The 19,666-nt window shown below is 59.7% G+C and carries 15 protein-coding genes; 9 read left to right on the forward strand and 6 right to left on the reverse strand.

Annotated features, from left to right (window positions below):
• Nucleotides 1–21: 21 nt before the first annotated feature.
• Entirely contained in the window at nt 22–1,716 is a 1,695-nt protein-coding gene (locus G5315_RS10330; RefSeq protein ID WP_216951826.1) for an NAD-dependent malic enzyme, read from the forward strand.
• 92 nt (nt 1,717–1,808) lie between these two features.
• On the opposite strand, the gene G5315_RS10335 is transcribed toward G5315_RS10330, so the two are convergent.
• From G5315_RS10335 to G5315_RS10350, 4 genes are all read right to left on the reverse strand, one after another.
• The gene (locus tag G5315_RS10335; RefSeq protein ID WP_421231269.1) at nt 1,809–2,846 is read right to left on the reverse strand and encodes an OmpA family protein; all 1,038 of its coding nucleotides are present in this window, start codon (nt 2,844–2,846) and stop codon (nt 1,809–1,811) included.
• 229 nt (nt 2,847–3,075) lie between these two features.
• Complete coding sequence (ompA, locus tag G5315_RS10340) at nt 3,076–4,074, reverse strand: porin OmpA (RefSeq protein ID WP_266134074.1); 999 nt, start codon at nt 4,072–4,074, stop codon at nt 3,076–3,078.
• Nucleotides 4,075–4,383: 309 nt separating this feature from the next.
• On the reverse strand, nt 4,384–5,403 hold the full coding sequence (gene ompA / locus G5315_RS10345) for a porin OmpA (RefSeq protein WP_139405972.1): 1,020 nt from the start codon (nt 5,401–5,403) through the stop codon (nt 4,384–4,386).
• Nucleotides 5,404–5,711: 308 nt separating this feature from the next.
• Nucleotides 5,712–6,308, reverse strand: coding sequence for a hypothetical protein (locus G5315_RS10350; protein ID WP_005358920.1), 597 nt, complete (start codon nt 6,306–6,308; stop codon nt 5,712–5,714).
• A gap of 258 nt (nt 6,309–6,566) precedes the next feature.
• Between G5315_RS10350 and G5315_RS10355 the strand changes: the two genes are divergently transcribed.
• Both G5315_RS10355 and G5315_RS10360 read left to right on the forward strand, forming a co-directional pair.
• Entirely contained in the window at nt 6,567–6,833 is a 267-nt protein-coding gene (locus tag G5315_RS10355) for a helix-turn-helix domain-containing protein (RefSeq protein WP_005338367.1), read from the forward strand.
• Nucleotides 6,834–7,033: 200 nt separating this feature from the next.
• Nucleotides 7,034–8,374, forward strand: coding sequence for an APC family permease (locus tag G5315_RS10360; protein WP_421332990.1), 1,341 nt, complete (start codon nt 7,034–7,036; stop codon nt 8,372–8,374).
• A gap of 71 nt (nt 8,375–8,445) precedes the next feature.
• On the opposite strand, the gene G5315_RS10365 is transcribed toward G5315_RS10360, so the two are convergent.
• Nucleotides 8,446–9,321, reverse strand: coding sequence for a patatin-like phospholipase family protein (locus G5315_RS10365; protein WP_005338362.1), 876 nt, complete (start codon nt 9,319–9,321; stop codon nt 8,446–8,448).
• A gap of 46 nt (nt 9,322–9,367) precedes the next feature.
• Nucleotides 9,368–10,906, reverse strand: a complete 1,539-nt coding sequence (locus G5315_RS10370; RefSeq protein ID WP_421332991.1) for a sensor domain-containing diguanylate cyclase — start codon at nt 10,904–10,906, stop codon at nt 9,368–9,370.
• 199 nt (nt 10,907–11,105) lie between these two features.
• On the opposite strand from G5315_RS10370, the gene G5315_RS10375 reads away from it, so the two are divergent.
• The 6 genes from G5315_RS10375 (at nt 11,106) to fliH (ending at nt 19,617) form a co-directional block, all read left to right on the forward strand.
• A complete protein-coding gene (locus G5315_RS10375) occupies nt 11,106–12,155 on the forward strand; it encodes an efflux RND transporter periplasmic adaptor subunit (protein ID WP_421222773.1) in 1,050 nt (349 codons plus the stop codon).
• Nucleotides 12,155–15,259, forward strand: coding sequence for an efflux RND transporter permease subunit (locus tag G5315_RS10380; protein ID WP_421312449.1), 3,105 nt, complete (start codon nt 12,155–12,157; stop codon nt 15,257–15,259). Before G5315_RS10375 ends, G5315_RS10380 begins: the two co-directional genes overlap by 1 nt.
• A gap of 347 nt (nt 15,260–15,606) precedes the next feature.
• Nucleotides 15,607–15,924, forward strand: coding sequence for a flagellar hook-basal body complex protein FliE (gene fliE / locus G5315_RS10385; protein WP_042011636.1), 318 nt, complete (start codon nt 15,607–15,609; stop codon nt 15,922–15,924).
• Nucleotides 15,925–15,969: 45 nt separating this feature from the next.
• On the forward strand, nt 15,970–17,676 hold the full coding sequence (gene fliF, locus G5315_RS10390) for a flagellar basal-body MS-ring/collar protein FliF (protein WP_421332992.1): 1,707 nt from the start codon (nt 15,970–15,972) through the stop codon (nt 17,674–17,676).
• On the forward strand, nt 17,669–18,730 hold the full coding sequence (gene fliG, locus G5315_RS10395; protein WP_216951816.1) for a flagellar motor switch protein FliG: 1,062 nt from the start codon (nt 17,669–17,671) through the stop codon (nt 18,728–18,730). The genes fliF and fliG overlap by 8 nt, the downstream gene beginning before the upstream one ends.
• A 68-nt stretch (nt 18,731–18,798) precedes the next feature.
• Nucleotides 18,799–19,617 carry a flagellar assembly protein FliH gene (fliH, locus tag G5315_RS10400; protein ID WP_216951815.1) on the forward strand — a complete coding sequence of 273 codons (819 nt, stop codon included), beginning with the start codon at nt 18,799–18,801 and terminating at the stop codon, nt 19,615–19,617.
• Nucleotides 19,618–19,666 lie beyond the last annotated feature (49 nt).

Raw genomic sequence — 19,666 nt, forward strand, 5'->3', positions numbered from 1 at the left:
ACCGTTTAGGTACCAAGATCCATGTTTGAAGATAATAACCAGAAACGTCCTCTCTACATTCCCTACGCCGGTCCCGCCCTGCTGGAGACCCCCTTGCTCAACAAGGGCAGCGCCTTCACCAGCGAAGAGCGCAGCAACTTCAACCTCGAAGGTCTGTTGCCCCAGAATATCGAGACCATCGAAGAGCAGGCCGAGCGCGCCTATCGCCAGTTTATGGCGTTTGGCAACGACATGGATAAGCACATCTATCTGCGCAACATCCAGGATACCAACGAGACGCTCTTCTACCGTCTGCTGCACAACCACCTGACCGAGATGCTGCCCATCATCTACACCCCGACGGTGGGCAAGGCGTGCGAGGAGTTTTCCAACATCTATCGCCGCGCCCGTGGCCTGTTTATCTCCTATCCGGACAAGGACAGGATCGATGACATGCTGCAAAACGCCACCAAGCAGAACGTCAAGGTGATCGTGGTGACCGATGGCGAGCGGATCCTGGGTCTGGGTGATCAGGGGATCGGCGGCATGGGCATTCCCATCGGCAAGCTGTCGCTTTACACCGCCTGTGGCGGCATCTCGCCTGCCTACTGCCTGCCGGTGGTGCTGGATGTGGGCACCAACAACCAGCAACTGCTCAATGACCCCTTCTATATGGGGTGGCGCAATCCGCGTATCTCGGGGGATGAGTACGCCGAGTTTGTCGATGCCTTCATTCAGGCGGTCAAGCGCCGCTGGCCCGATATTCTGCTGCAGTTCGAGGATTTCGCCCAGAACAACGCCATGCCGCTGCTCAACCGCTACAAGAACGAGCTCTGCTGCTTCAACGACGATATTCAGGGTACCGCGGCTGTGACGCTGGGCAGCCTGATCGCCGCCTGCAAGGCCTCCGGTGCCAAGCTCTCCGAGAAGCGGGTTGCCTTCCTCGGTGCGGGCAGCGCTGGTTGCGGCATCGCCGAGCAGATCGTGGCGCAGATGAAGGCCGAAGGGCTGACCGATGCGCAGGCCCGCAGCCGGGTCTTTATGGTGGACCGCTTTGGTCTTATCACCGACAAGATCCCCAACCAGCTCGACTTCCAGCGCCGTCTCTCCCAGCCGGTGGAGCGGATCAAAGACTGGCCAGTGGGGGACAATATCTCCCTGCTGGAGGTGATGGAGCACGGTCGCCCGGACATCCTGATCGGGGTATCCGGCCAGCCTGGGCTGTTTACCGAAGAGGTGGTCAAGACCATGCACAAGCACTGTGCCCGTCCCATCATCTTCCCGCTCTCCAACCCCACCTCCCGGGTCGAGGCGACGCCGGCAGACCTCATCCGCTGGACCGACGGTCAGGCGCTGGTGGCAACCGGCAGTCCGTTTGCACCGGTGGAGTACAAGGGCAAGCGCTACGTCATCGCCCAGTGTAACAACTCCTTCATCTTCCCGGGGATCGGCCTTGGCGTCATCGCCTCCGGCGCCACCCGGGTGACTGACGCCATGTTGATGTCGGCCAGCCGCGCGCTGGCGGAGTGCTCGCCGCTGGTGAAAGGGGAGGAGGGCTCCCTGCTGCCGGACCTGGCGGATATCCATCAGGTCTCCCGCTACATCGCCAAGATGGTGGCCAAGACCGCCATGCTGCAGGGCAAGGCGGTGCAGACCCCGGACGAGGTGATCGATCAGGCCATCGAAGCCAACTTCTGGCATCCGGAGTATCGCCGCTACCGCCGCACCTCCTTCTGATTGGGGAGAAGGGAATGCCACGGCAAAGCAAAAGGGATGCGAAAGCATCCCTTTTTACTGCACGTCTGACATGGTTATCGCCTCAAGATCAACTACTCGCTGGCGCCCTGTACGCCGGTGACGCGCACCTCGACCCGGCGATCCGGCCCAAGGCAGTCTATGAGGGCGGTTCTGGCTTTGATGTCGTCACACTGGTTGCCGGTGACCGGATTGCTCTCGCCATTGCCCTGAATGCTTACCTTGTCGGCAGGCAGCCCTTTGTTGATCAGAAAGTCGGCAACGGTTTGGGCCCGAGCTTCTGACAACCTCTGATTGCTGGCATCCGAGCCGATACGGTCGGTATATCCCATCACGACGGCACTGCCATCCTTGGGTTGTACATCGACGATCTGCTGGTAGAGAGCGTCCAGCGCGCTCATCCCCTCCGGTTTGAGGTCCGCTTTGCCAAAGGCGAACAACACATCGGAACTGAGGTTGAAGGTCTGATCTACCATCTCCGGTTCGGCCGGTGGCGGGGGGACCACGACCGGTGCGGGCGTGGGAGCCGGCTCTGTCGGCTGGCTGCGATTGGGATGGATCACTACTTCCAGGGTTGCTGTGCTGATGTCGCTGACCCAGCGCTGGGTGCCGCTGTTTGCCTTGTCATTGTCAGGATCATCGCCGACCCTGACCAGATAACGATACCTGGCCTGGAGATCGACCCAGTCATGGAGCCGGGCCGTCACTCCCAGGCCTGCCAGCGGTGCCAGGTTGTCGTCCCCGCCATTGATCGATTCAACGTGATAGATATAGCCACCACCCTCGGCAAACACCGAGAACATCTCGCTGAGCGGCAAACGACCAATCACAGACAGGGTAGCTCCCTTGCTGTTGAAGTCATGGCCGCTGATATCCCAGTCACCGGTGGAGAGGTAACCAATTTCGGCGCCCAGGTTCTCCGTGAAGTTGTAGCCGCCAAACAGGGAGAGCGCAGTCGCATCCTTGCTGACATCCTGGCTGAAATCATTCAGATCGTGGGCTATCGCCCAGCCACCGCCTATCCCGGCATACCAGTCATGGACCGGTACCGCTTGTGCGCCTGTGCTCGCCAATGCCAGTGCAATCCACACAGGTTTTAATCTTATGTTCATCGCGTATCCTCGTCGATGTGTGGTTTAGTGGGGCTGCTTGTTGGTCAAACCCCACACTTATGTATAGGTGACGGGTTGTTTTTAACCACTCAAGAGGTGTGGATTGCGGCAATAAGTGAACCTATGTCACTGAAACCATGCGGGAAGAGGAAAGATAGCCTGAGGTGGGCGGCATGGAAGACAATAAAAAGGAGGCCATATGGCCTCCTGCTTATCCAGGTGATCAGGATTATTGTGTGACTTGTTGCACACCGGTGACGCGCACTTCAACGCGGCGATCCGGCGCCAGGCAGGAGATCAGCTGAGCCTTGCCCTTGACGCTGTTGCACTGGGTGCCTGTGACCGGATTGGCTTCACCGCGGCCTTCGATGGCAACTTTGCCAGCCGGCAGGCCCTTGCCAACCAGGAAGTCGGCTACGGTACGGGCGCGTGCTTCGGAGAGTTTCTGGTTGTAGGCGTCAGTGCCGATACGGTCGGTGTAACCGACGACCACGGCACTGCCATCTTTTGGCTGTACGTCGACGATCTGCTGATACAGGGTGTTGAGCGCTGCGACACCTTCTGGCTTGAGGGTGGATTTGCCAAAGGCAAACAGCACGTCAGAGCTCAGGGCGAAGTTCTTGTCAACCACCACAGGCTCTGGGGTTGGCTCGGGTGCTGGTGCCGGAGCGGGGGCCACGTAAGTGGTGCGGTTCGGGTGCATCACCAGCTCCAGGGTTGCGACGCTCATGTCGCTCTCCCAGGTCTTCTGCTCGTCACCCAGACTCCACATGTAGCGGTAGCGGGCTTGCACATCGATAAGGTCGGAGAGCTTGGCAGTCAGGCCCAGACCCGCCAGCGGCGCAGTGCCGTTGTCGCTGTTGCCATTGCCGTTGACGTGGTTGAAGTAGGCACCACCTTCGGCAAACACCGAGAAGATGTCACCCAGTGGCAGGCGGGCGATACCGGAGAGGGTTGCACCCTGGGTTTTGAAATCGGCACCGTCAACGCCCGCTTTACCTGCGTAGAGGTATCCCAGTTCTGCCGAGTAGTAGTCGTTGAAGTTGTAGCCGCCGAACAGATTGAGCGCGGTGGCATCCTTGTCAGTGTCTGTCCCGAAGTCATCCAGGTTGTGAGCATAAGCCCAACCGGCACCGACACCGGTATACCAGTTATCGGCGGCCTGAGCCGTGGTTCCTGCGGCGGCGAGCGCCAGTGCAATCAGGGTAGGAGCCATTTTGAGTTTCATCGGTTTATCCTCGTTGTGTTAGCCCATGTCGGGCAATGCACTTGTTTTTATTGCTGCGAAAAAACCGCCAGCAAAGTGGATAGCGAAGGCTTATGGACACTCATGAGGCAGTGGCGTCATGGACAACAGACCGGACAAGAAGCGCTTTTTAGTGCTTATCCAATACCTTACAGGCGCAACTACTTTATGCTTTCGAGACGAGGCAGGCAAGGGCAGGGAGGCGGGAGTGAGGGATGCAAGCGAGAACGAGACAAACAAAAAGGGATGCCGCAGCATCCCTTTTTTTCGCACTATCTGAACGAGGTCAGATTATTGCTGAACTTCTTGTACGCCAGATACGCGAACTTCTACGCGACGATCCGGAGCCAGGCAGGAGATCAGTTGAGCTTTAGCAGTTACGCCGTTGCACTTGGTGCCGGTAACCGGGTTGGCTTCGCCACGACCTTCAATGGCAACTTTGCTGGCAGCCATACCTTTGCTTACCAGGAAGTTGGCAACGGTGCGGGCACGGGCTTCAGACAGCTTCTGGTTGTAAGCGTCGGAACCGATACGGTCGGTGTAACCAACAACAACAGCGTTGCCATCTTTCGGCTGGAACTCAACGATTTGCTGATACAGACCGTTCAGGGCTGCAACGCCTTCCGGCTTCAGGGTGTCTTTGCCGAAGGCAAACAGCACGTCTGAGTTCAGGGCGAAGTTCTTCTCTACAACTTGCGGAGCAGGAGCCGGAGCTTCTTCAACTACCGGAGCAGCTACCGGAGCTACGTAGGAAGTACGGAACGGGTGGTATACCGCTTCCAGAGTAGCGATGCTCTGGTTGGCTTTGTAACGCTCACCGTTGGCGTGCAGGTCAGCCACGTCCCACATGTAGCGGTAGCGAGCTTGCAGATCCAGCGCGTCATTTACCTTGTAAGTCACACCAGCACCGGCCAGCGGGGAAACTTTAGTGTCGCTGGTGCCCAGACCATCGGTGTGACCCCAGTAGGCGCCGCCTTCAGCGAACAGGGAGAAGTCGTTGCCAACCGGCATACGGGCGATACCGGACAGGGTGGCACCCTGGCTCTCGTAACGGTTGCCGTTGGTGTTGCCACGACCGGTGTACTGGTAGCCCAGTTCGGTACCGAAGTTTTCGGTGAAGTTGTAACCCATGAAGGCGTTGGCAGCAGCCGCGTCTTCCTGGCCTACATTGGTGCTTTCCAGCTTGTTCAGGCCGTTGAAGTGAGTAGCACCGACACCGGCACCGAAGTAGATGTCGTCAGCGGCGTGAGCAGCGGTAGCACCCAGAGCAGCCATGGCGATGGCGATCATGGAAGGAGCCATTTTCATCATAAAAAAATCCTCGTTGAGATCGCACGTTATTCACGTGCTTCACACTTTGTAATTTATGTAAGCTGCAGGCTCCGCCGTACGGCTGGCGTTGAGTCTGGCAGATGACCCGGTATAACCGGGTTGCACACTCTCCTGGTGTGTCGAGTGCGCTGGCATGGCACGCAATGCGTGAAAAACCACTGCCAGGCAACTGATGTCATTCCGATGACGAGGCGCACTCTATGCCGATTTTAAAACATGATCAAGCTCACAAATGAGCCTTGTGGCAAATTGTGTCGTGCCCTTAACTGGCTGTTTATCCAGATTAATTAGTGATCCAGATAGGCCCTGTGCAGTTTCTTCTCCAGCTTCATATAGGCCTGAACCCAGTCGCTATGCGGGCTGGCAGGATTCGCTCTGGCGGCAAAGACCGCGAGGTAATCTGCCTGGGTTGCACTCTGCAGCAGGGGGGTAAATGTCATCAAGAAATGCCGGGCCAGATAGGGGTCAAGGGGCCAGATGTTGAGGATGGCGCGAGCCACAGGCTGAACCGCAGCTGAACAGATGAAGTGGCGGTGTCCCGCCTCCAGCCAGTCGGCCATCTCGCACATACCCGATTCGGGCACCAGACCACCATCACCTTGAGTGGTTGCCAGAGCAATTGCCTGACCGTTTACCGTGATGAGCTGCTCATTGTTATGCAGGGTGCCGTCGTGGCTGCGCAAGGCCAGGTCCGGGCATGCCTGTTCGAGAAACAGGCTGCAGCTCTCCGGCAGGGCGGCCAGCAGTTCGCTGGCGTGGCTGGACATCAAGGCCGGAAGCCAGAATGCTTCGGCGCGATATTGTTCACCTTGCAGGCGCTGTTGTGCCAGTTCTTCTGTGCTGGATACGGGGTGCAGGCGAGAGATAATGCCGGGAAACGCCATACTTATTCCTCTTAATGGGTATCCGGCGGATTATACGAGTTATTGGGGGGGCCACAATAAAGGTTTCTTTTCGAGACTGTTTACCTGAGGCGGCTGAGCGATTACCATCCCCCCTTGAAGGCAAGGGTTGTCGCCGAAAGGCGCTCATAAGATAGAGGCTCGACCATAACGAGTCCGAACAAAACTGATACACTTGACTACGAGTCGTCGCGAAAAATAAAAGGCGGAGTAAATCCGCCAAACGGAGTATGGAACATTATGAATTCAAATATCGTCACTGTTGGCAAGAAGATCCGTCAGATCCGTGAAGCGGTCGGTTTGAGCCGTCCGAAGTTTGCAGATTTGCTGGGTGTTCCTCCCACCACGCTGAAAAACTACGAGCTGGGTTACCGTGAAGTTGGGGGCGCCTTCCTGGTTGCCCTGGCGCACCACCCGGATCTGCACAAGTTCACCCTCTGGCTGCTGGCAGACAAGAAAGTCGCCGAAATCGGCCAGATTGGCCCGGATGACCTCGCCAAGGCGTGATCATCGATGTGAATAGAAATGCCGCCTTCGGGCGGTATTTTTTTTGGGTTGCCGATCGATATTTTGATCTAACACGCTTTGAATTATCCATGCAGGCCAACGAGAATAAGCGGCCCCGAAAAGTGGGCCCCTGGTGGTATCTGGCCACCCGAACACTATTACATTCAGGATGATATGAGCAATCGGTATGGAGTATGGGTATGAGCAGTAATGAGTTGGATAAACGCTATGGCCTGATGACTGCCATTGCGATGGTGGTCGGCGTGGTGATCGGCTCCGGAGTCTTCTTCAAGGCCGATGATGTACTGCGTCTGACTGGCGGTAATCTGGCCATTGCGCTGCTGGCATGGGCGCTGGGAGCATTTTCGATGATCTTCGGCGCGCTGGTGTTTGCCGAGTTTGCCCAGCGGATCGAAAAGTCCAACGGTATCGTCGATTATGCCGAAGCGGCATACGGCAAAATGTTTGGTTACCTGGTGGGGTGGTTCAAAGGCGTACTCTATTACGCCCCTCTTTCCGCCATTCTTGCCTGGGTCGCTGCTCTGTACACCATGATCTTGCTCGGTAGTGATAATCCGACCAACTCTGGTGCGACCTGGATACTGGCGGCTGTCTATATGACGGTCACCTATCTGATCAACTTCTACACCCCGGTCCTGGCGGGCAAGCTGCAAGTGGGTTCTACCCTGATCAAGTTGATCCCGCTGATCCTGGTTGCCATTGTGGGCACCATTTCAGGGTTGCTCAATGGTGTCACCGTGACCAACTTTGTGCAGGCAATGGATGGGATAGGAAGCACCGGAGGCACGCTGGCTACGGCCGTGGTTGCCACCGCCTTCGCTTATGAGGGGTGGATTGCCGCCGTAACCATCAACAGCGAAATTCGCGATTCCAAGAAGAATCTGCCCAGAGCGCTGGTGATTGGCACCCTGATAGTCTTTGTGGTCTATGTCACCTATTTTCTGGGGATCGCCAGCGTCTTGCCGACGGACGAGATAGTGGCGCAAGGGGATAACGCGGTAAATCTCGCGACAACCAGCCTGTTTGGCGGGACTGCCTCGACCATTTTGACCGTGTTCGTGATTATCTCCTGCATCGGAACCCTCAATGGTCTGGTGTTGGCGACCATGCGCATTCCCTACTCGCTGGCGATCCGCAATCAGGGGCCGGCCCCCAAGTGGATGAGCCGTATCGAACCGCATCACCACATGCCAATCAACTCGGCCCTCGCAGCAGCGCTGTTGTCGGTGATCTACTCAGTGCTGTGGTACTGCAGCATCAACGAGACATTCGGTCGTTACATCGCCCTGGACGAGATGCCGATCGTGCTGATTTATGGCCTCTATCTGTTCCTCTATGTCTGGTACATGCGCACCTTTACCGAGTTGGGCTGGATAAAGCGGTTTGTGATCCCGACCTGTGCCACCCTGGGCGCGCTCATCATTCTGTATGGCGGTATCACCAATCCCAGTCTGGGGCTCTATCTACTGGTCTCTGTGGGGGTGATTCTGCTCGGGTTGCTCTTCTACCGTAAGGAGTGACCGGGTAAGTGAGTTGAAAAAAAAGCGCCGAATGGCGCTTTTTTCATATGTAAACCGCAGCATGCCGACAACTAACTGCCCAGCAACCCGAGGCGGCCCAGTTCATCCTTGAGCTGATCGAGATTGCGCTCGACGCAGGCTTCCCCCTCGTTGATGGCATCGCTGGCGCGATGAAAATCCATGATGGAGAAGCTGCCAAGGCGCGGGCAGAGCTGGATCTCCGGCGGGTCACCGGCCATCCGGGCACGGGTGATCCGCTCCTGCATGATGTTGATGGAGCCACTCATCACGCTCCACAGACCCGGTGTGGCTGGCGCCGATTCACCGCGATTGAGCCACTGGCTGAGCAGGCCGCCGCTGCCGGGTTGATCCGGCTCGTCGGTCCAAGGTTGGTGCATATCGGTGTTGAGGTTGACCGCAATCACCACCTCGGCCCCCATGGCGCGGGCCAGCGAGATGGGCACCGGATTGACCACGGCGCCATCGACCAGCCAGCGGTCGTTGATCCGGGTCGGGGTGAGGATCCCCGGCATGCCGCAGGAGGCGCGCACCGACTGGCGCAGCGGGCCCTGTTGCAGCCAGATTTCGCGGCCGGTATCGAGCTCGGTGGCGATGCAGGCGAAGGGAATGGGCAGATTCTCGAGATCGGGATCCCCCAGATGGCTGGCGGCAAGGCCAAATACCTTTTCGCCGCGAAACAGCCCGCCGGAGAGGGCCGGGTCGAGCAGGCTGACCACCTGCAGGCGGGTAAAGCCGCGCACCCAGGTTTCCAGCCGATCCAGTTCTCCGGCGGCATAGGCGGCACCGACAAAGCTGCCGATGGAGCAGCCAGCGATCAAATCCGGTTTGATGCCGAGACGTTCAAGGGCGCGGATGACGCCGATATGGGCCCATCCTCTGGCGGCGCCGCTCCCGAGAGCGAGCCCTACGCGGGGTTTACGTGGCACGACAGTCCTCCAAAAAAGGGGTTGAGGGGTCAGCTTACTCCGAGAGTCAGGAGGCGTCACCCTGCCATCTTTCGCTGCGGTTGCGACCGTTGGCCTTGGCCTGATAGAGCGCCACATCGGCGCGGCGCACCGCTTCGTGCAGGGGAAGGTTCTCCTGGTGGGGCAGATAGCCGAGGCTGATGGTGACCTCCAGCCCGGGCTCGATGGCGGCCCAGTCGTGATCCGCCACCGCCTTTCTCAGCCGCTCCGCCAGCTCGCCGAGCTGCGTTGCATCAGCGCGGCCAATCAGCAGCAGAAACTCTTCGCCCCCCCAACGGATCAGGCGGTCAGTGGGCCTAAGCTGCTGCTGGCAGATCTGCACCAGCCGGATCAGCACGATATCGCCGACGGCATGGCCGAAGTTGTCATTGACCCGTTTGAAGTGATCCGCATCGAACATCAGGATCCCCGCTTGCAGCCGGGCCAGCTCTCCCGCCTGCTCCAGTAGCACCACATAGTGGCGGTTGAAGGCGCCGGTGAGGGCATCGTGGCAGGAGAGGTAATTGAGCCGCTGGTTGAGGCGGTGGGATCTCAGGTTGGAGAGGGCGGCCAGCAGCATAAAGAGGATGGCGAGCAGGGTCGGCGTGGACTGGCAGAGCATGGCCCACACCAGCGGCAGCAGGGTCACGCTGTGCACCAGCCGCAACGGGGTATCAGGTATCGCCATGGTCAGCTGCAATGTGCCTTGCCGCCACTGGTATTCGTCTGTCGGCTCGGGGTCTTGCGGCACCACGGGGTGGCGCGCGCTGCTGGCCAGCACCTGATGGTACTGATTGAGCAGCAGATACTCACCCAGCGCTGGCGCCAGCTGATTGAGCTGCGATTGCAAGCGTGAGAGCAGGATATCCATGCTGATCATCCCTACCAGCGAGCCGTCCTTGTAGAGAGGCTGGGACATGGTGACCATGGTGCCCAGCCCGGCAAAATCTTCGTAGGGGCGGGAGAGAATAGTGTCCCGGCTGGGGTTGGGTGACATCAGTGCATCCTGCCAGTAGTGCTTGTCATAGATGCTGCGGGCAAAACGAAACTGGCTGGAGGGGATCCAGGGATAGAGGTAGATAAAGTTGTCCACGCCAGTGAAGTAGGCCCAGGCGATCTCGCTGCCCAGGCGCTGGCTTGCGGTGGACAGCAAGGGGGAGAGGCTCAGGGCCAAATGAAGTTGCGCCTCCCGCGCACTGCCGGGGGGCGGCAGCGGGCCGTCACCGGTGAGGTTGCCCGCCAGTCCGGCCGGTAAATCCCCGGGGAGCTTGTCGAGGGCCAGCCCCTCTGGCAGTACCTCGATATGGCGATAGAGCTGGCGGGTGAGCACCGACTGGGGGTCGCTGCGCAGTCGCTCTTCGGCCTGCCCGCGCATTGCCTCCAGAAATACTTCGGTCTGTTTGAAACGATCCCGCAGGTAGATGGCGCTGTTGAGGGTATCACTCTGGTAGAGGCGTTCTATCTGTTTCAGGCTTTGCCGCAAGGTCAGACCAATCAGCAGGATGACCACGGCAAACAGGAGCCAGGTCAGGCGTGTGAGAAAGCGGTGGTCAGACATTTTGGGCATAGGCAGTCAGTCGGGTTGCGAAGGAAATTGTCGTTAGTGTATGCGATGTGGTGTGAAAACAAACTGAACTACCTGAAACCGGGTGAGTTCACCATGCACCTGTTACGTTTTGTCACATTTATACATAGTCACGGCATAGTCTGGGGCTAAAATGGCCCCCACTCAGATTTCCCCTTCTTAACACTTCATGGATTGTTTGATGAAAATGCGTATCTGGATTGGCCTCGGCCTGCTCTCTCTGGTAGCGGCCATCTGGTGGGCGGTTGGCCACTTGCAACCAGCAGCCAAAGCCCCTTCCCGCGAGATAAATATTCGTACCCAGACCGTCGAGCAGAGTCTGGCCGAGCCGACTCTCAAGCTGGTAGGTAAACTGGCGGCCAACCACTCGGTGGTGATCACTCCCGAGGTGACCGGGCGCCTGGTCAAGATTGCGGTGCAGTCGGGTCAGCAGGTCAACAAGGGCGATACGCTGGTCGCGCTGGATGCGGGCAAGCAACAGGCGGAGCTGGCCGAGCAGAGTGCCAGTCTGCGCGACGAGAATCGCAAGCTGACCGAAATGCGCAAGCTGGTCGCCCGTGGAGCCGTCACCCAGTCGGTGCTGGAGGGGCAGGAGGCCACCGTTGATCAGGTGCAGGCGCGGGTCGATGCCGCCCGTTACGAACTCTCCCTGCGCACTCTCACCGCTCCCTTTGCCGGTACCGTGAGCCTGATTGATTTGAGCGAAGGGGCCCTGGTCAATAGCGGCGATACCCTGCTGCACCTCGACGATATCGACACCCTGCGCCTCGATCTGGCAGTGCCGGAGCGCTACCTTTCCCTGCTGCGCCCCGGCATGGCGGTGACAGCGACCAGCGCAGCCTGGCCGGATCAGCGCTTTAACGGCACCCTCACCACCCTCGATAGCCGTATCTCCAACGAGACCCAGAACATCAAGGCGAGGGTCGAGTTACCCAATAATAACGGCCAGTTGCGCCCGGGCATGCTGCTCAACGTGGAGCTCTTGCTCCCCTCCCGCCAGCTCACTCTGATCCCTGCCCAGTCGGTGGAGTACGCCGGCGAGCAGCGTTTCGTCTATCGCCTTGAGGCCGATGGCCGGGTCAAGCGGGTGCCAGTGGTGCTCGGCGAGACCGAGGGTGAGACTGTCTGGGTTACCGAGGGGCTGAAAGTCGGCGATCGCATCGTGGTCGAGGGGCTGGTCAACTTGCGTGATGGTGCCAAGGTGCACGATCTGGCGGAGGTGAATGGCTGATGTGGCTCTCCGATATCTCAGTACGCCGACCGCTGGTGGCGGTGGTGCTCAGCGCCCTGCTCAGCGTGTTCGGTCTGGTCGCTTTTAGCAAATTGACGGTGCGGGAGATGCCGGACGTGCAGATCCCGTCGGTCTCCATCACCACCACCTATGAGGGAGCGGCTCCCGCAGTGATGGAGAGTCAGGTCACCAAGCCCATCGAGGATCAGCTCTCCGGCATCAGCGGTATCAAGAATATCAACTCGGTGACCCGCAAGGGGCGCTCGATGATCACGGTGGAGTTCAAGCTTGGCTGGAACATGGTGGAGGGGGTCTCCGATGTGCGCGACGCCCTGACTCGCGCCAAGAGCAAGCTGCCGGAGGATGCCGACGAACCGCTGGTGACCAAGGATAGCGGCAGCGGTGACGTGGCGATCTGGCTCAACTTCAGCAGCAGCCAGATGGATCGCACCGCCATGACCGACTACGCCAACCGGGTGCTGGTCGACCCCTTGAGCCTGGTGGATGGGGTGAGTGAAGTGGCGCTCTCCGGCGATCTGACCCAGGTGATGTATGTGCGGTTGAGGCCGGCCGATATGGCGGCCCGCGGCGTGACGGTGGCGGATGTGCAGGATGCCCTCAAGCGCGAGAACATCGAGCTGCCGGGTGGCGAGATCCGCAACAACTCCATGACCATGTCGGTGCAGATTGCCCGGCTCTACCACACCGCCGAAGATTTCCAGCAGTTGCAGGTCCGTACCGCGACCAACGGTCAGAGTGTCTATCTGGCCGATATTGCTGATGTGGAGGTGGGAGCCAAGAACGAAGACAGTGCCTACCAGCGCAATGGCCGCGAGAGTCTGGGTATCGGCATCGTCGCCCAGTCCACCGCCAACCCGCTGGCGGTGGCACAGGGGGTGGAGAAGAAGCTGGTGGAGATGCAGCGCTTCCTGCCGGAGGGGGCCACCCTTGAGGTTGACTACGACTCCACCATCTTTATCAAGCAGGCCATCGACGAGGTATATGAAACACTGGCCATCTGTGCCGTGCTGGTGGTGGCAGTGCTCTATCTGTTCCTCGGGCAGGGGCGCACCACACTCATTCCGGCCATCACGGTCCCGGTGTCGCTCATCTCCGCCTTTATCGGCGCCTGGTATCTCGGTTTTTCCATCAACCTCATCACCCTGCTGGCGCTTATTCTCGCCATCGGTCTGGTGGTGGATGATGCCATCGTGGTGGTGGAGAACATTCACCACCATCTGCAGCGGGGTGAGCCCCCCCTGCTGGCGGCCTGGCACGGCACCCGCGAGGTGGGCTTTGCGGTCATCGCTACCACCGCCGTGCTGGTAATGGTCTTTATTCCCATCGCTTTTATGGATGGCATGGTGGGCAGGCTCTTTACCGAGTTTGCGATGTTGCTTTCGTTGGCGGTGCTCTGCTCCTCGCTGGTGGCGCTGACCCTCACCCCGGCCATGGGCTCCTGGCTGATGCGCCCGCTCGACAAGCCGAACCGGCTGACGGCGGCCCTCGATCGCGCTTTGGGCCGGATGGAGGGGCACTATCGTCACCTGCTGCAGGGGCTGCTGCGTCGCTCCCGCTGGATGCCGCTGGCGCTGCTGCTCTGTCTGGCCGGTATCGGTGCCCTCTTTACCCAGCTGCCTAGCAGTCTCACCCCGACCGAGGATCGCGGTGTGGTCTTCGTCTTCGTCAAGGGGGCGGAGGGGACCAGCATCGAGCGGATGAAGCGCAACATGCAGCAGGTAGAATCGACCATCATGCCGATGTTGGGCCAGGGGGTGGTCAAGGCGATGAGCTTCAGTACCCCCGCCTTTGGCCGCGGCGGTGATCAGACCGGTATGGTGATTATCCAGCTCACCGACTGGGCCGAGCGCGACATCACCGCCACCCAGTTCTCCCGCTCGCTCGGGGCCAAGCTGTCGGTTATTCCCGACGTGATGATCCGCACCTTCCAGCCAGGCTTTCGTGGCGGCTCTACCGCTGCGGTGCAGTTCGTGCTGCAGGGCAACGACTATGCCGAGCTCTACCAGCAGGGGCTGGCACTGCAAAAAGCGGCGCAGGCGAGCGGCCTGATGATAAGCCCGGATCTCGACTACGCCGAGAAAACGCCGGAGCTGCAGGTGACCGTCTCACGTGACAGCGCCAGCCAGCTCGGCATACCGGTCTCCACCGTTGCCAGCACTCTGCAGGCGATGCTGGGCGGGGTGAGCAAGACCACCTATGTGGACAGGGGCGAGGAGTATGACGTCTACCTGCGCGCCAACCAGAAGGAGTTCAACGGCATCTCGGATCTCGGCCGCATCTACCTGAAGGCGGCCAATGGCGAGATGGTGAGCCTTTCGACGCTGGCGACCGTCAAGCAGGTGGCGACCGCCAACCGCCTCAACCACTATCAACGCCAGAAGGCGGTGACCCTGACCGCCGATGTGGCACCGGATCACACTCTGGGCGAGGCGCTCGACTTCCTCGATGGCTGGGCCAACGAGCATCTGCCGAGCGGTATGACGGTGGATTACGCCGGTGACTCCAAGGATTACCGCGACAATCAGGGGGAGATGGCGATGGTCTTCGGCCTCGCCCTGCTGGTGGTCTATCTGGTGCTGGTGGCCCAGTTCGAGAGCACCCTCACCCCGACTGTGGTGATGATGACGGTGCCGCTCGGCATCTTCGGCGGTCTACTTGGCCTCTGGTTGACGGGGCAGGAGATGAGCATCTACAGCCAGATCGGGATGATCATGCTGATCGGCATGGTGACCAAGAACGGTATTCTCATCGTCGAGTTCATCAACCAGTTGCGTCAGCGCGGTGAAGGATTCGAAGAGGCGATCATCGCGGGTTCGGTGCGCCGTCTGCGGCCGATCTTGATGACCTCGCTCACCGCCATCATCGGCGCTGTGCCGCTGATGCTCTCCATGGGGGCTGGCTACGAGAGCCGGATGGCGGTGGGGACCGTGGTCTTCTTCGGTCTCTCCCTGGCGACCCTGGTTACCCTGCTGGTGGTGCCCGCCACCTACCACCTGATCGCCCGTCACGCCAGCATGACCGGGCAGCGGGATCAGCAGGTAGATGAGGCGCTGGCCGCCAGGGGGGACACTTCTGAGCCATAACGGCAGTGTCCGATGCCAGCTTTGACTGGGGCCGCGGAGCGTATCAGTCCGCACCCGCAAGCGTGCAGAGCCCGATAGCCGGCTCTGCACGCGCCATCCCCCCGGACTGATAGCCCGTCGAGTGGTTAATCTTCACAACAAACCACTGGTCAAGTGGCTCGACAAACATCACGGTTCTACGGTGTGGCCGGTTACGGAGCCGTGCCGTGCGTGAAGCGGCCTATTCCCCGATCCCCCTCATCATCTCTTTTTCCCCTCCATTTCTGCGGCTTGAGATCGTTTTTACCTAATTGGCACTTTTATTGCTTTTGGTCCGTCAGCGTCAATGATTTGTCTGGGGACAGAAAATGGAAATTAGTGCAAGCAGCCTGATGCAAGAGATGCAGGCTCTCAAGGTAGAGGCCGGTGCAACCCCGCTGTCACAGCCTGGCCGTCAGGTGACCTCCGATTTTGGCCTGCTGTTGCAGCAGGCGCTCGGTAACGTCAACGAGTTGCAGGGCGCAGCCAATGATCTGCGCACCCGTTTCGATATGGGCGACAAGTCGGTGGATCTGGCCGAGGTGATGATCGCTGGCCAGAAATCCTCCATCGCCTTCGAGGCGACGGTGCAGGTGCGCAACAAGATGGTTGATGCCTACAAAACCATCATGAATATGCCGGTCTGAGCGATGACCGTGCATCATGACATGTCAGCAATAAGGACATAAATCGTGGCTACTGACCAAAATGGCGATCTGCTGATAAACGATGAGGGCACCGCCGCCCTCGATGCCAACGAGCAGAAGAGCTCGGCACTGGGATTCTTGTCCAATACCGATGTACTGCGCCAGATCACTCTGATCCTGGGGCTTGCCATCTGCCTGGCCATCGCCGTCTTCATCCTGCTGTGGGGCAAGGAGCCGGATATGCGCCCTCTTGGCACCTATACCACTCAGGAGCTGGTGAAGACCCTCGACTTTCTCGATCAGCAGAAGATCCCCTATGAGGTCGATGGCAAGAGCGTGCTGGTCAGTGCCGAGAACTTTGCCAGTATCCGGTTGGCACTGACCCGGGCCGGCCTCACCAATGCGGCCGATGTAGCCAATGGTGGAGAGGATATTCTGCTCAAGGACTCCAGTTTCGGTGTCAGCCAGCGGATGGAGGCCGAGCGCCTCAAGTTGAGTCGCGAGCGCCAGTTGGCGAGCGCCATTGAACAGTTCCAGAATGTGGCCAAGGCCCAGGTGCTGCTGGCCATCCCCAAAGATAACGTCTTTGCCCGCAACGAGCGCAAGCCCAGTGCTACCGTGGTACTCAACCTGAAAGGGGCGGCACTGGGGCAGGGGGAGGTGGACTCCATCGTCGATATGGTGGCCTCTGCGGTACATGGCCTGGAGCCGACTCGTGTCACCGTCACCGACCAGAATGGCCGCCTGCTTAATTCCGGCTCCCAGGATCCCGTCTCTGCCCAGACGCGCAAGGAATTTGCGATGCAACAGAAGCAGGAGCTGGAGTACAAGCAAAAAATTGACGCCATTCTGATCCCGGTGCTTGGCGCCGACAATTATACGGCGGAAGTGGATCTCTCCCTCGACTTCTCCCAGCAGGAGCAGACCCGCAAAACCTACAACCCGGATCTGCCTGCAGTGCGCTCCGAGATGACGTTGGAAGAGAACAGCTCCGGCGGCAGCAATGGCGGAGTGCCGGGGGCTCTCAGCAACCAGCCCCCTGTCGCGTCCAATATTCCTGAACAGGCCACTGGCGGTGATGGGGCCAGCGCTGCTGCCTCGGGGCGTTCTCGCAAAGAGGCGACCCGCAACTTCGAACTGGATACCACCGTCAGCCATACCCGGCGTCAGATGGGGGGCATTCGCCGCATGACCGTCTCGGTCGCGGTGGATTACAAGGCGGTGCCCGGTGCCGACGGGGCTGTGACCCGCGAAGCGCGCACCCAGGCGGAACTCGATACCCTGCGCCGTTTGCTGAGCGGTGGCCTTGGCTTTGATGTGACCCGTGGTGATACCCTCGAGGTGGTCGCCATTCCGTTCAATCGTCCCGAGCTTGATACCGTGGCCGAGGTGCCGCTCTACGATCAGCCCTGGTTCTGGCGTGCGGTACGGATTGCCGCCTCGGTACTGGTGATTATTGTCTTGATCGTCACCGTGGTTCGCCCCATGCTCAAGCGGTTGCTCTATCCGGATGCCAAGCCGGAAGGGGAAGTTGACTTTGACAACCACACCGTATTGGGGGGTGACGACGAGCTCAGCTTGCTGGCAGCCCAGGTTGAGGGAGAGCAGGTATTCGGGGTGCGCGATGGTCAGCTGAAACTGCCGGATCTGCACCGTGACGAAGATTTGCTCAAGGCGGTGCGTGCGCTGGTGGCGAACGAACCGGATCTGGCCGCTCAGGTCATTAAAGAGTGGGTAACCAAAGATGCCTGAAGAAACTAAAAGCCAGGTGACCGGCAACGACATTACCGACAGCCAGCGCCAGTTGCTGGATCAGATGTCCGGTATGGAGATGGCGGCTGTATTGATGTTGAGCCTCAACGAAGAGGATGCCGCCCAGATCTTCCGCCATCTCGAACCCAAGCAGGTGCAGCGGCTCGGTATGTCGATGGCCTCCATGTCCGATTTCAGTCACGATCGGGTGGCGGCGGTGCACCGTCAATTCATCGACGATATCCAGAAGTACACCAACATAGGTATCGGTAGTGAAGACTTTGTGCGCAAGGCGTTGGTGGCGGCCCTTGGCGAGGACAAGGCGAGCAATCTGGTGGACCAGATCATTCTCGGTTCCGGCGCCCGTGGCCTCGATTCGCTCAAGTGGATGGATGCCCGTCAGGTGGCCAGCATCATCCAGAACGAACACCCGCAGATCCAGACCATAGTGCTCTCCTATCTGGAGCCGGAGCAGTCCGCCGAGATCCTGAGCCAGTTCCCGGAGCAGGTGCGCCTCGATCTGGTGATGCGTATCGCCAACCTCGAAGAGGTACAACCGGCGGCACTGCAAGAGTTGAACGACATCATGGAGAAACAGTTCGCCGGTGCGGCCGGTGCCCAGGCAGCCAAGATGGGCGGCCTGAAGGCAGCCGCCAACATCATGAACTATCTGGATACCAATATCGAAGGCCAGTTGATGGACTCCATCCGCGAGTCGGACGAAGAGATGAGCCAGCAGATCCAGGATTTGATGTTCGTGTTCGAAAACCTCATCGATGTGGACGATCGCGGTATCCAGACTCTGCTGCGGGAAGTGCCTGGGGATCTGTTGCAGCGCGCCCTCAAGGGGTCCGACGATCAGATGCGCGAGAAGATCTTCAAGAACATGTCGAAACGGGCGGCAGAAATGCTGGCAGACGATCTGGAGGCCATGGGGCCGATCCGGGTCTCCGAGGTGGAGGCTGCCCAGAAGGAGATCCTCTCCATCGCCCGCCGTCTGGCGGATGCCGGCGAGATCATGCTGGGTTCCGGCGGTGGCGAGGAGTTCCTCTAAACCATGGCCAACTCATGTAACCTGTCTGCCGCCCAGTATGTTGTCTTGGCAAGGAGCGGCGCGAATAGATGAACAACAAGCTGCGTGGTTATGTGCGGCCTGAAGGGGAAGAGACCCGGGTAGAGGCCTGGGGCTGGCCCGAAATGGACGTGGTGGCTGAGGCCGAGACCAATGCGCTCGGTCTTGCACCTGACTGGTATCAGCAGGAAGAGGAGGTGGTGGAGCCGGAACCCGAGCAGGAGCCGACCCCCAGCATCACCGCCGAAGAGCTCGAAGCGATCCGTCAGGCCGCCTGGGAAGAGGGACTGACCGAAGGGCGCGAGGCCGGTTTTGCCAAGGGGCTCGAAGAGGGCAAGCTGGAAGGATTGCAACAGGGTCATGCTGCAGGTCTCGAACAGGGGCGCGAGGAGGGGCTGGCCATGGGGCGCGATCTGGTGGAGCAGGAGATCGCCCACTGGCAGGGTCTCGCCGCACGCCTTGCCAATCCCCTGAGCGCGCTGGATCTGGCGGTAGAGCAGCAACTGGTCTCGCTGGTGATGCAACTGGCCCGCGCGCTCATTCGCCATGAAGCAGAGACCTCGCCCCGCATCCTGCTGGAGGCGCTCAAGGAGGGGCTGGCGTTGCTGCCTGCCGCCGAGCAGGGGGTGACTCTGATGCTGCATCCCGATGACATCACGCGAATCGAGCAGGCATTTGGCGCCGACGAGTGCGCCAAGCGGCACTGGCGACTGCAGAGTGATCCCACCCTCTCCCCCGGCGATCTGCAACTGGTCACCGAGCTCTCCAGCATCGATCTGACCCTCTCCGGGCGCATCGATCAGCTGCTGCGCAACTTCTTGCGGGACAATGCGTCGCAGAAACCGGCCTCGCAGGATCCACGCCCATAACCGATGCCGGACGTTACCGTCCGGCTGCACTTTTTAGCTCTCAGGAGGC

Source organism: Aeromonas sp. 603607 (assembly GCF_049171595.1).
Taxonomy (GTDB): Bacteria; Pseudomonadota; Gammaproteobacteria; order Enterobacterales; family Aeromonadaceae; genus Aeromonas; species Aeromonas veronii.